Source organism: Deinococcus proteolyticus MRP (assembly GCF_000190555.1).
Taxonomy (GTDB): domain Bacteria; phylum Deinococcota; class Deinococci; order Deinococcales; family Deinococcaceae; genus Deinococcus; species Deinococcus proteolyticus.
In genome coordinates, this window is sequence record NC_015161.1 from 2,032,501 (window position 1) to 2,050,557 (window position 18,057).

General features: G+C 67.8%; 21 protein-coding genes (1 of these 21 only partly in view). 8 read left to right on the top strand and 13 right to left on the bottom strand.

Features of this window, described 5'->3' with window-relative positions; all coding sequences use genetic code 11:
• Both ruvC and DEIPR_RS09730 read right to left on the bottom strand, forming a co-directional pair.
• Positions 1 to 4 carry the start of a crossover junction endodeoxyribonuclease RuvC gene (gene ruvC / locus DEIPR_RS09725; protein ID WP_013615654.1) on the bottom strand. 533 nt of this gene lie to the left of the window's left edge, so only the first 4 of its 537 coding nucleotides appear in the window; the start codon lies at positions 2 to 4; its stop codon lies beyond the left edge, outside the window.
• An 87-nt stretch (positions 5 to 91) separates the two neighbouring features.
• Positions 92 to 517, bottom strand: coding sequence for a HesB/IscA family protein (locus tag DEIPR_RS09730; protein ID WP_013615655.1), 426 nt, complete (start codon positions 515 to 517; stop codon positions 92 to 94).
• A gap of 119 nt (positions 518 to 636) precedes the next feature.
• On the opposite strand from DEIPR_RS09730, the gene DEIPR_RS09735 reads away from it, so the two are divergent.
• From DEIPR_RS09735 to DEIPR_RS09750, 4 genes are all read left to right on the top strand, one after another.
• Positions 637 to 897 carry a hypothetical protein gene (locus tag DEIPR_RS09735; protein WP_013615656.1) on the top strand — a complete coding sequence of 87 codons (261 nt, stop codon included), beginning with the start codon at positions 637 to 639 and terminating at the stop codon, positions 895 to 897.
• 134 nt (positions 898 to 1,031) lie between these two features.
• Positions 1,032 to 1,838, top strand: coding sequence for a septum site-determining protein MinD (gene minD, locus DEIPR_RS09740; protein ID WP_013615657.1), 807 nt, complete (start codon positions 1,032 to 1,034; stop codon positions 1,836 to 1,838).
• Positions 1,838 to 2,098 carry a cell division topological specificity factor MinE gene (gene minE, locus DEIPR_RS09745; protein ID WP_013615658.1) on the top strand — a complete coding sequence of 87 codons (261 nt, stop codon included), beginning with the start codon at positions 1,838 to 1,840 and terminating at the stop codon, positions 2,096 to 2,098. Before minD ends, minE begins: the two co-directional genes overlap by 1 nt.
• A gap of 185 nt (positions 2,099 to 2,283) precedes the next feature.
• Positions 2,284 to 3,234 (top strand): aldo/keto reductase family protein, encoded by a 951-nt coding sequence (locus tag DEIPR_RS09750; RefSeq protein WP_013615659.1) that lies wholly within the window; start codon positions 2,284 to 2,286, stop codon positions 3,232 to 3,234.
• Positions 3,235 to 3,311: 77 nt separating this feature from the next.
• On the opposite strand, the gene DEIPR_RS09755 is transcribed toward DEIPR_RS09750, so the two are convergent.
• From DEIPR_RS09755 to DEIPR_RS09770, 4 genes are all read right to left on the bottom strand, one after another.
• Positions 3,312 to 3,548, bottom strand: a complete 237-nt coding sequence (locus DEIPR_RS09755; protein WP_013615660.1) for a ferredoxin — start codon at positions 3,546 to 3,548, stop codon at positions 3,312 to 3,314.
• A 119-nt stretch (positions 3,549 to 3,667) separates the two neighbouring features.
• Positions 3,668 to 4,453 carry an NTP transferase domain-containing protein gene (locus tag DEIPR_RS09760; RefSeq protein WP_013615661.1) on the bottom strand — a complete coding sequence of 262 codons (786 nt, stop codon included), beginning with the start codon at positions 4,451 to 4,453 and terminating at the stop codon, positions 3,668 to 3,670.
• A gap of 27 nt (positions 4,454 to 4,480) precedes the next feature.
• The gene (locus DEIPR_RS09765; RefSeq protein ID WP_013615662.1) at positions 4,481 to 5,887 is read right to left on the bottom strand and encodes a sensor histidine kinase; all 1,407 of its coding nucleotides are present in this window, start codon (positions 5,885 to 5,887) and stop codon (positions 4,481 to 4,483) included.
• 61 nt (positions 5,888 to 5,948) lie between these two features.
• On the bottom strand, positions 5,949 to 6,614 hold the full coding sequence (locus tag DEIPR_RS09770) for a response regulator transcription factor (protein ID WP_013615663.1): 666 nt from the start codon (positions 6,612 to 6,614) through the stop codon (positions 5,949 to 5,951).
• Between the two features lie 136 nt (positions 6,615 to 6,750).
• Here DEIPR_RS09770 and cmk point away from each other — a divergent pair, with 136 nt between their 5' ends.
• Positions 6,751 to 7,380: a (d)CMP kinase gene (cmk, locus tag DEIPR_RS09775; protein WP_041222083.1), complete on the top strand. Its 630-nt coding sequence runs from the start codon at positions 6,751 to 6,753 to the stop codon at positions 7,378 to 7,380.
• Between the two features lie 64 nt (positions 7,381 to 7,444).
• Here cmk and DEIPR_RS09780 read toward each other — a convergent pair whose 3' ends face one another.
• Positions 7,445 to 8,689 (bottom strand): aminopeptidase, encoded by a 1,245-nt coding sequence (locus tag DEIPR_RS09780; protein WP_148231826.1) that lies wholly within the window; start codon positions 8,687 to 8,689, stop codon positions 7,445 to 7,447.
• Positions 8,690 to 8,808: 119 nt separating this feature from the next.
• Between DEIPR_RS09780 and DEIPR_RS09785 the strand changes: the two genes are divergently transcribed.
• Entirely contained in the window at positions 8,809 to 11,742 is a 2,934-nt protein-coding gene (locus DEIPR_RS09785) for a M16 family metallopeptidase (protein ID WP_245532699.1), read from the top strand.
• A 207-nt stretch (positions 11,743 to 11,949) separates the two neighbouring features.
• Here the strand turns inward: DEIPR_RS09785 and DEIPR_RS09790 are convergent, their stop codons facing one another.
• On the bottom strand, positions 11,950 to 12,732 hold the full coding sequence (locus DEIPR_RS09790) for an APH(3') family aminoglycoside O-phosphotransferase (protein WP_013615667.1): 783 nt from the start codon (positions 12,730 to 12,732) through the stop codon (positions 11,950 to 11,952).
• A gap of 43 nt (positions 12,733 to 12,775) precedes the next feature.
• The gene (locus DEIPR_RS09795; RefSeq protein WP_013615668.1) at positions 12,776 to 13,393 is read right to left on the bottom strand and encodes a DNA-3-methyladenine glycosylase family protein; all 618 of its coding nucleotides are present in this window, start codon (positions 13,391 to 13,393) and stop codon (positions 12,776 to 12,778) included.
• 176 nt (positions 13,394 to 13,569) lie between these two features.
• On the opposite strand from DEIPR_RS09795, the gene DEIPR_RS09800 reads away from it, so the two are divergent.
• Together DEIPR_RS09800 and DEIPR_RS09805 are read left to right on the top strand one after the other, a co-directional pair.
• Complete coding sequence (locus DEIPR_RS09800) at positions 13,570 to 14,484, top strand: YbaY family lipoprotein (protein WP_013615669.1); 915 nt, start codon at positions 13,570 to 13,572, stop codon at positions 14,482 to 14,484.
• A 178-nt stretch (positions 14,485 to 14,662) separates the two neighbouring features.
• A complete protein-coding gene (locus tag DEIPR_RS09805) occupies positions 14,663 to 15,205 on the top strand; it encodes a YbaY family lipoprotein (protein ID WP_049775151.1) in 543 nt (180 codons plus the stop codon).
• Positions 15,206 to 15,327: 122 nt separating this feature from the next.
• On the opposite strand, the gene DEIPR_RS09810 is transcribed toward DEIPR_RS09805, so the two are convergent.
• From DEIPR_RS09810 to DEIPR_RS09820, 4 genes are all read right to left on the bottom strand, one after another.
• Positions 15,328 to 16,194: a hypothetical protein gene (locus DEIPR_RS09810; protein WP_013615671.1), complete on the bottom strand. Its 867-nt coding sequence runs from the start codon at positions 16,192 to 16,194 to the stop codon at positions 15,328 to 15,330.
• A 28-nt stretch (positions 16,195 to 16,222) separates the two neighbouring features.
• On the bottom strand, positions 16,223 to 17,395 hold the full coding sequence (gene mqnC, locus DEIPR_RS09815; RefSeq protein WP_041222085.1) for a cyclic dehypoxanthinyl futalosine synthase: 1,173 nt from the start codon (positions 17,393 to 17,395) through the stop codon (positions 16,223 to 16,225).
• Between the two features lie 124 nt (positions 17,396 to 17,519).
• Positions 17,520 to 17,642, bottom strand: coding sequence for a hypothetical protein (locus DEIPR_RS14755; RefSeq protein WP_013615673.1), 123 nt, complete (start codon positions 17,640 to 17,642; stop codon positions 17,520 to 17,522).
• An 87-nt stretch (positions 17,643 to 17,729) separates the two neighbouring features.
• Complete coding sequence (locus tag DEIPR_RS09820) at positions 17,730 to 18,038, bottom strand: cupin domain-containing protein (protein ID WP_041222087.1); 309 nt, start codon at positions 18,036 to 18,038, stop codon at positions 17,730 to 17,732.
• Positions 18,039 to 18,057: the final 19 nt, after the last annotated feature.

Here is an 18,057-nt window from a genome sequence, read left to right on the forward strand (position 1 = left end):
TCATTTCGCCGTCACGCTCATGGGTTCACACCATACAGCTTCTGGGCGGCTTCTATCCGCAGCCTGCATGGTTGCAGCCAAGTCCAGCTGCTCAGCTGCCGCAGGAACCGCCCTGGCCCTCAGGAGCCGTAGCGCCGTCCGTGCGGAAGGAATGTCCGCATCCACAGGAACTGGTGGCGTTGGGATTGTTGACCGTAAAGCCGCCGCCCATCAAGTTCTCGACAAAATCCACCTCGCTGCCGCGCAGCAGAGCCAGGCTGGCCTGATCCACCAGCAGCTTGACGCCACGGTCATACACGATGGTGTCGCCTTCTAGCTCACGGTCGTCGATGGCCATGCCGTACTGGTAACCGCTGCAGCCACCGCTCTTGATAAACACGCGCACGCCGGCGTCCTGCTTGCCGCTACCGGCCAGGATGCTCTGAGCCTTTTGGGCGCCGTATTCGCTGATGGTGATGACCTTGGCCTCTGCCTCGGCAGCTGCGGGGGTCGTCACGGGGAACATTTCTGCCGTCATGGAGGCAGCTTAGCACCGCTGTGCCACCAGTAAACGCAGCTCTGCTCGCAAACCGGACCTCAGCTCTCCCTGAGTTTTCTGTCACATAACCTGAGTGAGGTTTTGATAGATTGCTCGGTATGAGCAACGCTTATGCGCAGTGGTTCGCCCAGATTGAACAGGAGTACGGAGAGCAGCTGGCCGAGATGCCGCTGCCTGACGGCCTACCCGAACATCTGACCGAGCTGATGGAAGCCGGGGACCGGGAGGCGGTGCTGTTCATGCTGAAGGTGGCCTGGCAGATGGGCGCACAGGCAGGGCTTTCGGCTGGAATCCGGCTGGCCAAGCACGGGCAGATCCCCCAGGGACAAGCAGGACCGGCCAGCGGTCTGAAAGCTTGAGCGCCTGCTGCAGGCAGATCACAGGTCCAACTCCAAAGTACGCCGCTGCCAACTGAGCGGCGTTTTTTGTGCCTGGGGTATGCAGCGGTTCCGCCGCGTACCAGCCGCCGTCATTCACGCTACAATTGGAAGCCATGGACGCCAAAGTCATCGTAGTGACCTCGGGCAAGGGGGGGGTCGGCAAGACCACCACCACTGCCAACATCGGCGCAGCCCTCGCCAAGCAGGGTGAAAAGACCGCAGTGATTGACGTGGACGTAGGCCTGCGCAACCTGGACGTGGTGATGGGCCTGGAAAGCCGCGTGGTGTTCGACCTGATCGACGTGCTGGAAGGCAAGTGCAAGCTGAACCAGGCGCTGATTCGCGACAAGCGGGTGGAAAACCTGTACCTGATGCCAGCTTCGCAGACCCGTGACAAGGACGCACTGGACCCTGAAGTGTTCAAGCAGGTGATTGACCGCCTGCTGAACGAAGAAGGCTTTGACCGGATTCTGGTGGACAGCCCCGCTGGGATCGAGTCGGGCTTCAAGACGGCGGCTGCCCCAGCGCAGGGCGCTCTGGTGGTGGTGAACCCTGAGGTGTCCAGCGTGCGCGACGCCGACCGGATTATCGGATTGCTGGAAGCGCACCAGGTAGGAGAAATCCGCCTAGTGATCAACCGCCTGCGCCCCGCGATGGTGGCCAGCGGCAACATGCTCAGCGAAGCCGACATGGTCAACATCCTGAACGTCAAACCCATCGGGATCATTCCCGAAGACGACGGCATCATCGTTTCGACCAACGTGGGCGAACCGGCCGTGCTGGGACAGTCCAGAGCAGGTCAGGCCTTTATGGATACGGCGCGGCGGATTCGCGGTGAAGATGTGCCGTTCCCGGTGTACGGCGAGGAACCTACCGGCGGATTCTGGGCGCGGCTGCGTAAGCTGCTCGGGGGCGGCTGATGTTCGGGTGGTTCAAGAGCCGCGAAGAGCGCAGCAAGGAAGCGCTGCGCGACCGGCTGGAGCTGGTGCTGGCCTATGACCGCGCCAACGTATCGCCCGGCAAGATTGACGCGCTGCGCGCCGACCTGCTGGAAGTGGTGCGGAAACACTTCCCAGCCGGCGAAAGCTCGATCGAGGTGGAACAGATGGGCGACAAGATGGTGCTGTCGGCCAATATCCCGCTGGAAAGCGGCACCCGCCCTGGCCCGAAGCGCGGCTGACCGGCAGAGAATAGGACGGAGACGGTAGAGAGGGGAGCAGCCCAGTGCGGCCACTCCCCTCTTTGCTGTTCGCCGTTTCTTTGTTGCCGCTCCTCTGCCTTCAGCTTGATGTACCGGGTTCCCAGAGCCGGGCCTTCGTGGCGAGCAGACGTTTTACCTGGGCCGCTGGGCTTAGAGTGAGACGCATGGAATACCGCAAACTGGGCAGAAGTGGACTGAAGGTCTCGGAAGTGGCGCTGGGCGGCTGGGTGACCTACGGCCACAGCGTGCATGAGCAGCAGACCGTGCGCGATATCGTTCACCGGGCCTATGACTCGGGGGTCAACTTCTTCGACCAGGCCGACGTGTACGCCAAGGGCAAGAGCGAGGAGATGATGGGCGCAGTGCTGGGCGAGCTGCCCCGGCACACGCTGGTGCTGTCCAGCAAGGTGTACTGGCCCATGAGCGACGACGTGAACGACCAGGGCCTGAGCCGCAAGCACGTGCTGGAAAGCGTGGACAAGAGCTTGCAGCGCCTGGGCACCGATTACCTGGACATCTATTTCGCGCACCGCTACGACCCCAGCGTGCCGATGGAAGAAATCGTGATGGCCTTTGACCAGGTGATCCGCGACGGCAAGGCCCTGTACTGGGGCACCTCGATGTGGCCGGCGGCCCGCATCGCACAGGCGGTGGAATTCGCCCGTGCCCACGGCCTGCACGCGCCGGTGGTGGAGCAGCCTGAATACTCGATGATCGCCCGTGAGCGGGTGGAAAGCGAAATCCTGCCCTACACCGAGGACGCGGGTGTGGGCCTGGTGGTGTGGAGCCCGCTGGCGATGGGCCTGCTGACCGGCAAATATGATGACGGCGTGCCGGAAGGCGCCCGCCTAGGTGAGAACGAGAACTGGGCCAAGAAGTTCCTGACGGAGAGCAACGTGCAGCGTGTGCGCGACCTGAAACCCGTGGCCGACGACCTGGGCCTGACCCGCGCCCAACTGGCCCTGGCCTGGATTTTGCGGCAAAAGGGCGTGAGCAGCGTCATTACCGGCGCCACCCGGGTCAGCCAGATCGAGGACACCGTCAAGGCCGGCGGCGTGCGGCTGAGTGACGACGTGATAGCCCACATTGAGGACATTCTGAGCGGCGAGCGCTGAAGCCCCTCAGCGGCTCCGAAACCGAAAGCAGCCCAGTCAAGGTGATGACCGGGCTGCTCTGTTATCGGTTTAGCGGTTCACACGCCGAAGAATGCGGCGTTCTTAGCAATGAAGGGAGTCTCGTCGGCAGGGACATCCTCTTCGGGGAAGATGGCGTTGACCGGGCAGGCAGGGACGCAGGCACCGCAGTCGATGCACTCGTCAGGGTGAATCAGGAACTGATCACCACCGTCGTAGATGCACTCGACGGGGCAGACTTCGGTGCAGGCTTGGTCCTTGACACCGATACAGGGAGACGTAATGACGTGAGGCATAGCGGCAGTATGCCCCGCCCCTGCATGAGATGACAAGGGCCATAAGCCTGAGGGAACACCGTCCAGGCGGGCCAAATCCCGACTCGGTAACTCAGGATATGCGGCTCGGAATGCGGCGCTCAGCTGACCTGCGAGAGATAGGCCTCGGCCAGGGCCAGGTCGGCGGGTTTGTCTACGTCCGTGCCCACGGCGGCATGCGGGGTGATGATGGCCCGCGCCTCTACTCCCAGCAGGCTGCTGACCGCTTCCTCCAGCCCGCGCACGGTCAGGCGGCCGGTCAGCAGCCGCACCAGCACCCCCGGACCAATCAGGGCCGCCAGCTTCAGCGGAGCCTTGCGGGCGTCCAGCACGGCCCGCAGACGGGGCAGGAACTGGCCCACCAGTGCGGGGGCGAACACGAACAGGTTGCCGCCAGTGAACGTGCCGTCCCTGACCCGCACGAAAGTGCGCTTGACGCCTGGAAAGGTCGCTTCGCAGGCTTCGCGGGATACCACGGGATACAGCAGGCCTGCGCCCGGCTGCGCTGCAACCTGGTCCAGCACATCGTTGAGCTGCCCGGCCGTCAGCATAGGGATATCGGCAGTGAGAACCAGCGCCCGTCCCGGCTGGTCGCCCAGCGCTTCCAGGCCGGCGGTCAAGTTGTCCAGCAGGCTGCCCCGGTCCGGCAGTGGCAGGTCAATCAGGGCGTCCATCTGCGGGGTGGTAGGGCCGATATAGGCCACGCGCCCCACCCGGCCGCTGGCCCGCACAGCACGCAGCACATGCAGGGCCATCGGCTGTCCGGCCACCGGCACCAGGCCCTTAACGGCCACCCCATGCGAGACAGCCAGTGGGTCGCCTGCATCTCCCCCGCCGAGAATCAGGGCTTGGTACGGCGCGGCGGGTGTGGCAGCGGAAGCGATCATGAAAGACAGTGTAAATCAGCCCGCAAATCAGCCCTCCTCGGCGGCGGGAGCCGGGCAGGCCGGCAGGACCAGCCGCGCCGTGAAGCCCTGCCCTGCTGCGCTCTGCAGCTCCAGCCGCCCGCCGTGAACCTCGGCGGCCCGCTGTGCCAGCGCCAGCCCCAGCCCGTGCCCACCACCGGCCGCCTGTCCCTGCCGCGAGGAATCGGGGCGGTAAAACGCCTGCCCCAACTGCGCCAGTATCTCCGGAGAGACACCAGGGCCACTGTCCTGCACGCTGATCACGGCGCTCTCCCCTATCCCTTCCAGCCGCACCAGCACCGGGGAGCCGGCGCCGTAGCGCATGGCATTGACCACCAGATTCCACACGGCCTGGCCCAGCAGAACCGGGTCGCCTTCAGTCCACAGCCCCCGGCCACTGGGGGCCACCTGCAAGTCCACATCGGCCAGCTCGTCCAGTTCGCGGGCGCGGTCTACGGCGTCGGCCGCCAGGGGGTGAAGCGCCAGCGGCTGCCGGGACACCGAGGAAGGGTCGCGTGAGAGCAGCAGCAGGTGGGTGGTCAGGGCCGAGAGGCGCTCCAGGTCGGTGCCGATTTCCTGCAGGTCCTGGCGGTAGCGCTCGGCATCGCGGGGCCGGCTGAGGCTGCCCTGCACGCGGGCTGTCAGGGCCGCCAGCGGCGAACGCAGGTCGTGGGCGGCGGCGCGGGCAAAGTCCTGCTCGCGCTCACGGGCCTGGGCCAGCTGCCCGAAGGTGCCCTGCAGGGCGCGGGCCAGCAGGCCCAATTCGTCGCCGGTATCGGTCAGCGGCAAGGGGCGGCGCAGGTCACCGCTCTCGCCGACCTCGCGGGCTGCCACTTCCAGTTGCCGCACCGGAGCCAGCAGCCGGCCCGACACCGTCCAGCCCAGCACCAGCGCCAACAGCAGCGCCAGCGGCAGCAGGGTCCAGAAGGCGCCGCGAAACGCCTTGTTGGCCTGCCCCAGCGACCCGGTATCGGTCATCACGCTCAGCAGCAGCGGCGGGCCGGAGGTGCGCAGCTCACGCACGGCAATCATCTTGTCCTGGCCGCGAATCTGGTACAGGTTGACCGGCAGGTCCAGCTGGAGCCCCGCCGGGAAATGCTCGGTCTGGTTGTAGAACCACTGCCCGCCCACCTGCGACACCAGCCGCAGTTCCAGCTTCTGGGTCTGCACGTTCTCGCCGGCAATCTGCGAGAGGTCCAGCCACATCCAGCGCAGGCTTTCGGCCCCGCCTACCCGGTCCACCTCGCGCTCGACCCGCGACTGCACAATCAGCACACTGCTGAGCAGCTGCTCCTTTTCGGAGAGGTACAGCAGCTGCCGCACCGTAAGGTAGATGCCGCCCGACACCAGCAGCGCGGCCAGCACCGTAGCGAGGGCCGCCCACAGCGTGAGGCGGGCGCGCAGGCTCAGACGCATGGCCCTCAGATGCATGGCCGCGGGCAGAGGCCAGACCGGCCCAGCAATTCCGGAGAACGCTTCACGCTTCCACCCGGTAGCCGCGCCCACGCTCGGAGCGGATGGCTTCGGGAGCCAGCTTGCGGCGCACGTAGCGCACGTACACGTCCACGATACGGGCTTCACCGTCGAACTCGGCCCCCCAGACCCGGTCCAGCAGGTCTTCGCGGGTGAACCAGCGGTCGGGCGAGAGCGTCAGGGCTTCCAGCAGAGCGTACTCACGTCCCGTGACGGCCACTTCCTCGCCGTCCCAGGTGACGGTGCGGGCCACGGTGTCGAGCGTGCCGCGCCCCTGCGCGAACTGCAGCACCGGTGCACTTTGCCCGCGCTCACGCCGGGTCAGTGCCCGCAAGGTCGCCAGCAACTCGGGCATGGCAAACGGCTTGGTCAGGTAAGCGTCCCCGCCAATGTCCAGGCCGCGCACCCGGTCCTCCACCTCGGTGCGGGCCGTCAGGAACAGGATGGCGGTGTCCAGGCCCGCTTCGCGCATCTCGCCGGCCACCGCGAAGCCGTCCAGCTCGCCGGGCACCATCACGTCCAGCACGGCCAGGGGAAAGTCGCCCATCACGGCGGCTTCAAGCGCGTCGTCGCCGGTCTGCACCCAGGTCACGTCGTAGCCTGCCTCGCTCAGGGCGTCACGGGTCGGCTCGGCAATGCGGGCGTCGTCTTCCAGCAGCAGCAGGCGCATGAGGGCAGTCTAGCGGGCGCGGGCTAAGGCGCGGTTGGAGGGAATGGCGAGGCAGGACCCCACGCACCTGGCCCAGTGCGCCCGGCCCAGTGCATATGATTCAGTGCGCCCAGCCCAACCCGGTACACTCCTAGGCGTGATTATCACGATTGACGGCGTAGCGGCGAGTGGCAAAAGCACGGTGGCGTCCGGGGTGGCCCGCGCCCTGGGCGTGCCGTATGTGAGTTCAGGGCTGCTGTACCGCGCCGTGACCCTGTGCGGCCTGGAAGCCGAACTGCCGGGCGGCGACCTGCGCGTGCTGGACTGTCTGCAGGCCCAGCCTCCCCGCCTGCAACCCCACGCCGAGGGCAACCGGGTACAGCTGGGGGAACGCGACCTGACGGAAGACCTGCACGCCACGCGGGTGGATGAGGGGGTCAGTGCTTACGCCGCGCTGCCGCAGGTGCGGGCCTGGGTGGATGAACAGCTGCGGGCCTTGCCGGCCCCATTTGTGGCCGAGGGCCGCGACATGGGCACCAACGTGTTTCCGCAGGCGCAGGCCAAGTTCTACCTGACCGCGCACCCCCGCGTGCGGGCCGAGCGGCGCAGTGCCGAGCGCCCTGAGGACCTGGACGCCATCGAAGCGGCCCTGGTAGAACGCGACACCCGCGACGCTGCCCAGAGCTTGCCGGCCGCCGATGCCCTGGTGATTGATACTGGCGAGCTGACTGCGCAGGAAGTGATTGACCGGATCGTGGCCGAGGTTCGCAGCCGGGCCAGAAGCTGAAGGGCAAAGGGGAAGAGGGCCGCTCAGCTGATTGGCCCTTCCCTCCACGCGCTTAGTTGGGCGCTTAGTTGGCGGCGTCCACCACCCACTCGCCCTGCCGCATCAGCGGAATGCGGTTGCCGTCCCTGGTCAGGCCGTCCACGTCGGTGGTGGGGCTGCCGATCATCCAGTCCACGTGAATCAGCGAGCGGTTGCCGCCGGCTGCGGTCAGGGCCTGCTCGTCGCTGCCGCCCTGCACGTTGGTGGAGTAGCAGCGGCCCATGGCAATGTGCGAAGCGGCGTTCTCATCGAACAGGGTCATGTTGAACAGGCTGCCGGTCTGCGCCACCGGGGCCGAGGCGGGCACCAGCGCCACTTCGCCCAGGCGGGCTGCTCCTTCGTCGGTGGCCAGCAGCTGCTGCAAAGTGTCCTGGCCGGTCTCGGCGGTGGCTTCCACAGCGCGGCCGCCCTCAAAGCGCATGCGAATCCCGCTGACCAGGGTGCCGTGGACCGACAGCGGCTTGCTGGCGACCGCCACGCCGTCCACCCGGTCGCGGTGCGGCGCGGTGAACACCTCGTCGGTGGGCATGTTGGGCACGGTGCGGGTGCCGGTCGGGCCGGTCATGGCGCCGCCGTCCCAGATGTGACCGTCGGCCAGGCCCACCGTCAGGTCGGTGCCCTCGGCACTGCGGAAATGCACAGCGTCGAACTGCTGCTCGTTGAGGTACGCACTCAGCCGGGCCAGGCGGTCCGTATGGGCCTGCCAAGCGGCCGCCGGGTCGGCTTCATTGATGCGCGACACGGTGAAGATGTCTTCCCACAGCCGCGCTACCCCCTCGGCTTCGGGCAGGTCCGGGTACACGCTGCGGGCCCAGGCCGGCGTGCTCATGGCGCCCAGGGTCCAGTCCACCGTGTGCCCGCTGATGGCCGCCGAAACCTTGCGGCTCAGCTCGGCGCCGCGCTTGGTGCGCTCGGCAATCAGTTGGCCGTCCACGCCGGCCAGCAGGTTGGGGTCGTCGCCGCGAATGCCAATGCGGGCGTAGCCGTCGTCCACCATGCGCTCGGCCTGCTCCATGACCCACTCAGGGATAAACAGCGCGGCCTCACGGCTGCCTTCCGTATAGCGCAGCCGCTCCAGCTGGTCGTCGCGCCAGTCCACCCGCACGTCCAGTGCCCCGGTACGGTACGCCTCGGCCACCATTTCACGCACCAGGGGCACAGCGTCGATGGGCGCATTGATCAGCAGCTTGCCGCCGGCTTTCAGGCCCACGCCAGTCCCGACCAGCACGCGGGCGTACTCGCGCAACTTCTCTTCAAATGTTTTGGACATCGCCCGCAGCATAGCAAGGCTGCCCGGCGAATCCGGCGCAGAAGTGGTTCCAGCAACGAGCAGCCCTGCTCCCTACAAAGGATGACGTTTGCCTTTCATGGACCTGTTACGCTGAAACAATGAAATATAAGTCACGCTTGCTACTCTGGACCGTCAGTCTCAGCCTGGGCAGTGGTGCGCTGGCCGCCGTCACCGGGGGTGGACAGCCCCAGCCGGTGCCTACGCCTACAGCCGCGCCGGGCAGCGTGATTCCTGCTGCGCCGCTACGAACGGCAGCGCAGCAGGCCCCGGCCCCTATGCCCCCGCTGCGTGACGACCCCGGCACCCGCTCCGGCGAGGTGCAGCCGGGCAAGCCGCCCAAAGTGCAGCCCACCCCCATCGCTGCGGCCCAGCCGGCCGGCCTCCCCGCCGGAGTGACCTTCGTGACGCAGGCCGAGGGCATCAAGGAATACCGCCTGAGCAACGGCCTGCGCGTGCTGCTGTTCCCTGACCCGTCGGCGGGCAACTTCACACTGAACGTGACCTATCTGGTGGGCAGCGTCCACGAGAACTACGGCGAAACCGGCATGGCGCACCTGCTGGAACACCTGGTGTTCAAAGGCACGCCGACCAGCGGCAACATCATGGAAGCGCTAGGGCAGCGCGGAGCCACCTTCAACGGCACCACCAACCTGGACCGCACCAACTACTTCGAGACGCTGACCAACACCGGCGACAACCTGGCCTGGGCCATCCGCATGGAGGCCGACCGCATGGTGAACTCGCGTATCAGCGGCGACGACCTGAAGACCGAGATGACGGTGGTCCGCAACGAGTTCGAGGCCGGCGAGAACAACCTCATCGGCCTGACGCTCAAGGAGCTGCAATCGGTCGCGTTTGACTGGCACAACTACGGCAACTCCACCATCGGCAACCGCTCGGACGTAGAGAACGTGCCAGTTGACCGCCTGCAGGCCTTTTACCGCACCTACTACCAGCCCGACAACGCCGTGGTGACGCTGGCCGGCAACTTCGACGAAGCCGAGGCGCTGGGGCTGCTGGCCCGCGAATTTGGGCCCATTCCGGCCCCCAGCCGCACGCTGCCGCCCCAGTACACCCGCGAACCGGCCCAGAACGGCGAACGCAGCGTGACGGTGCGCCGCGTGGGCGACCTGCAGGCGCTGATGGCGGCCTACCACGTGCCCAGCGTGCGCCACGCCGACACCCCGGCGCTGCTGGTCCTGAACGAGCTGCTGGGCAACGAACCCAGCGGCCGGCTGTACGCGAACCTGGTGCAGACCGGGCAGGCCAGCGCCACCGGCACGCTGCCGCTGCAGGGCGGCGAACCGGGGCTGCTGCTTGGCCTGGCCGTGCTGGACAAGGACGATGACATGGACCGGGCGCAGGCCACGCTGCTAAGCACGCTGGAACAGGCCGGCGACAAAGCCTTTAGCGAAGAGGAAGTCAGCCGCGCCAAGCAGCGCCTCGCCACCCAGCACGCACAGCTGATGACGCAGCCGGGGCAGGTGGGCATCGCACTGAGCGAGGCCATCGCCGCCGGGGACTGGCGCCTGCTGCTGGAGCGCCGCGACGCCGTGGCCCGCGTGACTGCTGCCGACGTGCAGCGGGTGGCCCGCACCTACCTTAAGCCCAGCAACCGCACCCTGGCCCGCTTCATTCCCACCGCTCAGCCGGACCGGGTGGAGATTGCCCAGGCCCCCAGCGCCCAGGAAGTGCTGCGGGACTTCGTGGGCGGCAAGGCGCTGAGCGCCGGCGAGCAGCTGGACGTGGCTCCTGCCGCTTTGGAACAGCGGGTCATCCGCGAGGACATCGGTGGGGTGAAGGTGGCCATGCTGCCCAAAGAAACCCGTGGCGACCGCGTGCAGCTGCAGCTGGCACTGGACTACGGCAACCCGGAGACCGTGCGTGAAGCCGGCGCGGCCCCCGACTTCCTGGGCGACATGCTGACCCGGGGCAGCACGGGCCTGACCCGCCAGCAGCTGCATGACCGGCTGGAAGCCATCAACACCAACCTGAGCGTGTCCGGCAGCGGCGAGGGCCTCAGCGTCAGCCTGGACACCGAGCGCCAGCACCTGCCCGAGGCCCTGGAACTGCTGCGAAGCGTGCTGCGCGGGTCGACCTTCCCCGAAAGCGAATTTGCCGAGCTGAAGACCCTCACCCTGACTGCGCTGGAAGCAGACCGCAGCGAACCGGAAAGTGTGGCGGGCCGCGAACTGGACCGTATCTTCATGCCTGAAGGCACCCGGCACGGCGACCTGTTCTACAGCCCCACGCTGGACGAGCAGCTGGAAGACGTCCGCGCCGTGACCGTGCAGGACGTGCGCGACTACTACACCCAGGTGGTGGGAGCCGGCCACGCCCAGCTGAGCGTGGTGGGCGACTTCGACCCGCAGACCATTCGCGCCGCCGTGCCGCAGCTGCTGGGCGGCTGGACCAGCGGGGTCAAGTACGAGCGCATCGTGCGCCCGCTGACTCGGCCGGCGGGCGTCAGCCGCAGTATCAACGTGCCCGACAAGGCCAACGCGGTCTACGTGGCAGCCCAGAACTTCGCGCTGCGCGACGACCACCCCGACGCCGCTGCCCTGGAAGTGGCGATGCGGGTGTTCGGCGCGGGCACCGACTCGCGGCTGTGGAACCGGGTGCGCCAGCAAGACGGCCTCAGCTACGGCGTGGGGGCCCAGACCTCGCTGTCCAGCCGCGATGAGCAGGGAACGCTCAGCGCCTACGCCATCTATAACCCCGGAGTGCGCGAGAAGCTTTCGGCTGCGCTGCAAGAGGAATTCCGCCGGGTGGCGCAGAGCGGCTTTACCGAGACCGAGGTGAACAATGCCAAAGCCAGCCTGCTGGCGGAAACCCGCGCCGCTTACAGCAAGGATGCGGTGCTGGCCGCTGTGCTGCTGAACCAGGCCGACCTGGACCGCACCTTCGCTTTCCAGCAGCAGTGGGAGCAGCGCCTTGCCGCCGTGACCCCCGAGCAGGCCAAAGCTGCCTTCGTCAAGTACATCAACCCGGACGACCTGGTGGTCATTCAGGCGGGCAGCTTCGAGAAGTAAGCGGGGAAAACAGGGGGCCGCAGGCTGAGGGTTCGCCTGCGGCCCCCTCCTTTCTGCTGCCGAGCCACAGTGACGGGGTGGCCTGGCCCCTGGCCGAGACTCGTCATCCGTTCGCGGGGGCAAGTGCTCCTCGCTTCGTTCGCTGGCGCAATTGCCACCCGCTTCACTCGCGGGGGCAATTGCTACTCACTTCGTTCGCGGGCGCAATTACGCCAGCTCATCCAGCGCCGCGTAATAGTCCAGCCGGCTTTCGTCCACCAGTTCACGGCCGTAGGTGTCCAGGAAAGGGTCCACCCACTTGACACCCAGGTTGCGGCGGACCGAGCGGGCGGCCAGCGCCAGGTCGGCGTGGCGGTCGGCCAGCCCGGCGCGGCCCACATCCACCAGGCCTTCTACGTACTCGCCCTGCACGATGAAATTGGGCAAGCAGGCGTCGCCGTGGGTGACCACCACATCTTCGGTCTGCGGGCGGTGGTGGACCAGCTCCACCAACACGTCTACTGCCGACTGGCCCTGGCGCTGGGGGTCAAAGCCGCTTTCATCCACCAGTCCTGCCTCCACCCGCTCGCGGGCCAGCCGCAGTGAGACCGGCAGGGTCATGGTAAAGGGGCAGTCGCGGGCCGGCAGGCTGTGCAGCCCCCGCAGCGCCCGCGCCAGCAGCCCGGCCATACGCTCCGCGTGCAGCGTGGCGTCCGGGTGGCTCATGGGAATGCCGGGCACGCGCTCGGTCGCCAGGTACTCATGCGTACTGTCAGCGAAATAGCCCAGCACTCCCGGCACCGGTACCCGCCCACGCAGCCAGCGCAGCCGCTCGCGCTCGTCGGCCAGCGAGGGCAGCGCGGGGTGCCGGTGCGGCTGGATTTTCAGGACATGCCGCGTGGAACGCCACACCTCCGCCCCCGATTCGCCCAGCGTGACCGGCTCCCAGCGGGCAGCGGGCAGGATACGGCTGAAGACGGGCGGAACATGCGGACCAGCACTGGCGGACATGGGGGGCAGTGTAGCGCCGTCGCCGGTGGATGCAGAGGACCGTTCAGACCGGCGCGGCGGCAATGCCCGGATTGGCGTTCTGGTCGGCCCACAGGTAGCGGGCGGCCAGGGTGCGGTACGGCGACCAGCCCTGCACCACCACCGCGTGGTCCTGGCCGGGGTAATGGCGCTGCAGCCCCTTACGCAGCGCCAGGTCCCCGAAGCTGAACACGTCGGGGTGGGCCAGCGCGAACATCATGAACATCTCAGCGGTCCAGCGGCCCACACCGCGCAGGGGCAGCAGCTCGGCCAGCAGTTGCTCGTCGGTGTGGCCGGCCAGCCCGGCGAAATCCACCTGCCCCTCGGCAGCGGCGCGGGCAATGTCCTGCACCGAGGCCACCTTGGCCCACGACAGCCCCAGCGCCCGCAGGTCGTCCGGCGAGGTGGCGAGCAGGCCGGCGGCGTCTACCACGCCCAGGCGTTCTTCCAAGCGGGCATAGATGCTGCGGGCCGCTTTCACGCTCAGCTGCTGACCCACCACCGAGCGAATCAGCCGGGCGAACGGGTCGGCCACCGGCGCCAGCACCGGCAGGTCGCCGTACTGATCTATCAGTGCCGCCAGCGCCGGGTCACGGCCGAGATGCGCCAGGGCAGCGCGGTGGTCAGGCAGAGGCAGGGACATGCCGACCAGCTTACGGGAAAGCCGGCCAGAGCGGGCCGGAAAAAGCAGCCAAGATGAGGGCTTTCACCTCCCGACCGGCCCACCAACCTGTCCTGAGATGAAGTTTTCCTAAAGCGTTCTTAATACTGCGGAGCGGGCACTATTTTGGGGGCAGAGACTTTCCTAAAGTAAAAGTCATGAACCGCTCTATTGCTCTGCTGACCACCCTGATGGCCGCCCCGATGGTCACCGGTGCTGCCCTCGCCCAGACCAGCGCGACTTCCACCACCACGATCGGCGAGGTCACGCTGACCAAGCCGGTGGTCGTGCCCACTCAGGCCGCCACGGAGACTTCTACTCCTGAGACCGACGCTGAGACTTCTGCCACCGACACCACCACCGAGACCACCGTGGAGCCCATCTCGCCTGCTCAGGAGGTAGCTCCCCTGCAGACCACCGAAGCTGCTCAGGCCGGCGAAGAGGTCCGCCCTGCCCAGTCCGTGCAGCCGGTGCGGACCGTGACGCCGCCCAGCTCGGCCACTCCGGCAGCCAGCGCCACCCAGACGGCGCCCCGCACGGCCCCAGTCCAGACCGCTCCAAAAGCTGCTGCGACCCAGACCGCTCCCGCACGCACGACCACCGCACAGCCAGCTCCGGCACGCCCTGCACAGCCGGCACCAGCCAAGGCTGCCCCGGTCAAAGCGCCCGCTCAGGCTCCCGTCAAGCCCGCCGCCATCAGCACGGTCGCCAGCGCTACCGCAGTCAGCGCACCCAGCGACCTACCTGCCGGCTGGCGTCACCTCAGCGGCGACATCTTCGGCTCCAAGGCCATGAACCTGCCCGCCGGCAGCAAGGTCCAGGTGGCCATCGAGGCGGTCAACCGCGCCACCGGCCAGCACACCCCGCACCTGCTGGTGGACTTTGGCGCCGAGATGCTGCCCACCCAGTACTACCTCAACTACAACCCCGCCCGCATGAACACTGCCCGCTACGACTACGTGGTGCAGGCCAAGGTGTTCGATGCCAGCGGCAAGATGCTGTACATGTCCGACGCCCGCCAGCCGCTGCCCCGTGACGTGGCCGCCAAGCTCAAAATCGACATGCGCTTCTGAGCACCGTCTGACTGCTCGGTTCTGCACAGCGTCAATCCTCTCAGCAGCAAGCTTCTCAGCGCCGCCAGCCCCCGTGGACCGGCGGTGTTTCGCTGGGCTGCGGCACCCCGGCTTCCATGCAGGGAATGGCAAGGGAAGGCACACTTGACGGCCCCGGAGAGTGACTATGGTGAATGTTATGAAAGTTCAGATTGCTCTGTTTGCTGCCCTATTCACTGGCGCTGCCGTGGCGCAGACCACCATCGGCAACGTGACCATCACCCGTCCCAGCGACGTGCGGAACGTGGCCCCGGCGCGTACCCCGGCGGCCCCGGTGCGTACGCCCGCAGCTCCTGCCCGCACTCCGTCCACCGGCGCGGCGCAGGCCACCGCCATGACCGCCCCCAGCGACCTGCCCAGCGGCTGGCGTCACCTGCAGGGCCGCGTGGTGGCCCCCAGCGACGTGCGCCTGCCCGCCGGCAGCCGGGTGCAGGTGTCGATTGAGGAACTGGCCCCCAACCTGGCGCACCGCTCCACCTACCTCAAGGTGAGCTTCCCGGCCACCCGGCTGTCCACCCCCTACAGCCTGCAGTACAGCGCCCACCGCCTGAACCCCGGCAGCATCTACGCCGTGCGGGCCAAGGTATTCGACCGCCAGGGCCAGCTGCTGTACTCCAACAAGACCCTGCACCGCGCCCCGGCCCTGCGCGCCGCCAAGATGAACATCAACGTTTCCCGCTGAGGCGGCCGCCAGCCGGTCCCTCACGGCACTCTCCCCCGCTATACCGGCCGGGGGAGAGTTTTTGGTCTGCCTGCAGCCACTCGGCGCTCCGGCACGGTCACGCCGCCCAGCCGGGCGCAGCCCTACTCGCGCCCGCTGGCTCCTAGCCGAGCTGCAAAGGCCGCCAGCTCAGGCCATTCGGTCTGGCCGGCGTCCAGGGTCAGCCGCAGCACAGGCTTGTGGAGCTCGGCAGCCACCCGGTCCAGCGAGGCCTGCGTGCCGGCGTCCTGCGCCGGGGCCACCAGCACCAGCCCCTGCACGGCGCCCTTGCCTTCCAGCAGGCGGGCTGCGCCGTACAGCCAGCGGTCGCCGGCCTGGGCACGCGGGTCATTCAGGCGCTCGCCACGGTTCGCCACCTGCGAGGCCGGCAGGGTATGGGCCAGCACCGGGTACAGGCCGTGCCCCCCCAGTGCCTGCCACAGCCCGGTGTTCAGCTCCGGGTGGGCCAGCAGGCTGCGGGGGCCCACCACGCCCACGCTGACATGCGAGCCCAGCTGCAGCGGCGGCCACTCCTCGCGGCGTTCCGGCTGCCCCAGCGGCTGCACCTGTTCCAGGGCGCGGCGCACCAGGCCGGCGTTGCCCACCAGGCGCTGCCCCAGGTCGGCGGCGGCCGCCGCCAAGTCCTGTGGCTCGTCAGGCACGGCAATCAAGGTGGGCAGGCCGGCAATCCGCTGGGGCAGCAGCTCGGCAAAAGCTCCGCTCCAGGCGTCGTCGCGCACCGGCAGCTGCTGGGGCACCAGCACTGCGTCTACCCCAGTCCCCAGGCTAAGAATCTCGCCCAGGGCCAGCTGCACCAGGAGCGGCTCATGCGGCAGGCTGCCGCGCCCGGCCTCCAACCAGGTGCCGTAGGGCGCACGCGGCTGGGCAGGTTCTACACCCAGCGCCTCAAGAAAAGCCCGCCAGTACTCGGTGTAGCGGGCCTGGGGGGTGGTCAGCAAAGCAACTCTCACGCCCCCAAGTGTACCGCCGGGCTGCTGCTCAGGCCGGGGCCTGCGGGACGGCTGCGCCCACCCCCCGCTCGCCCTCGATATTCTCGGCGCTGCGGCCCAGAAAGGCCGCCACATCCGGGTACTCGATCACTTGGAAGCGGCTGTTGCGAATGGCCGGCGTGAAGCCCGCGTCGTCGATAATCCGGATCAGTTCGCGCACGGTGGCCGAGTGGCGGTCGTGGCCGCCGGCGGCGCTCACCACATTCTCCTCCAGCATGGTGCTGCCCATATCGTTGGCCCCGTAGTACAGCGCGGCCTGCGCCACCTTGAAGCCCTGCGCCGGCCAGGACGCCTGGATGTTGGGCTGGTTGTCCAGCGCCAGGCGCGAAATGGCGAGGTTCTGCAGGTACTCGTGCGCGGTGGCTCCAGGGGCCTTGCCGTGCAGGCGGGTGTTTTCGGTCTGCAGGGACCACATGGCAAAGCCGGAAAAGCCGTTGCCGTACTCACGCAGCGCCTTGTCCTGCTGGGTGCGGATAGAGACCAGGTGGTCGGCCCGCTGGCGGTAGGTTTCCCCAAAGCCGAACACCATGGTGCTGATGGTGTACAGCCCCTTGCGCTGCGCCGCGTCCAGAATGCGGAACCAGTCGTGGGAGCGGATGCGGGCCGGAGCCGCCTTGGCCCGCACCTCGTCCACCAGAATCTCGCCGCCCGCACCGGGCAGACCGTCCAGCCCCGCTGCGATGAGGGCGTCCAGCAGCTCGTCGAGCGTCAGGCCGAAGTGCTGCTCGAAAAACAGCACCTCTTCGGGGCTGAAGGCGTCGATGCGGATGGTCGGGTGGTGTGCCTTGATGTGCCGCAGCAGCCCGGTGTAGTACTCCAGCGGCAATTCGGGGTTCACACCGCCCTGCATCAGGATGCGGGTGCCGCCCACCGCTTCCAGTTCGCGGATTTTGGCCGAGATTTCCTCGTAGTCGAGGGTGTAGGCGTCGCTCTGGCGGCGGGTGCGGTAAAAGGCGCAGAAGTTGCACCCCACCCGGCAAATGTTGGTGTAGTTGATGTTGCGGTCAATCAGAAAGCTGACCACCTGGGGATCGCAGCGCTGCATCCGCAGCCCGTGCGCCACCGCTGCCACCTGCGGCACCGGCAGGTGGTACAGCGACTCGATTTCTTCCGCGCTCAGGCGCTCGCCCGCAGCGGCTTTTTGCAGAACCTCAGCCGTCATGTGGGCCACTGTAGCACCGCCTCCGGAGGGCAAAAGGGCAGCCCGTCAGGCGGGGTGCGGCCCCTGAACCTGTGCGGCAACAAAAACCGCCCGCAGGCAGTGCGGGCGGCAGCAGGGCCGGGGCTCAGCGGCGGCGGGACTGCACGCGTACAGGCACGGGCCGCAGCGACCGGGACTGGAAGGAGACGGCCTGCTGCACGGCCACAGCGGCGAGAACAGCGGTCACGAACAGCAAAGTCAGGATCATGCGCCATTATCTGCAGCCGGACCTGACAATTCTGTGGCATATGCAGCCATCGCGGCATGCCTTCAGGTTGGCTAAAGGGTCGGCAGCTCAGACCGGCATGGTGCGCAGCAGCGTCACCCCGTCGCCGGTCGGCAGGGCGTGCCAGAGTACTGCTGGGGGCAGCGCCAGGGTTTCGCCCGCCCGCAGGCGCGCCCAGTGGCCCGCTGGCAGGTCAACCACCACCTCGCCGGTCAGGCACAGCAACCACTCGCCGGCCGGGTGCGCGGCCTGAGCAGGCAGCCGCCGCGTCAGCAGCAGCACGCTCTGGGCAAAAGGCAGTGCCCCGGTAGGCAGCGTGACCCAGGTGTCCGGCGCGGCAGCGGCGAGGCGGGGCAGGTGCAGGGGAGCAGGGTCCATCCGGCCCACCATATCGTCT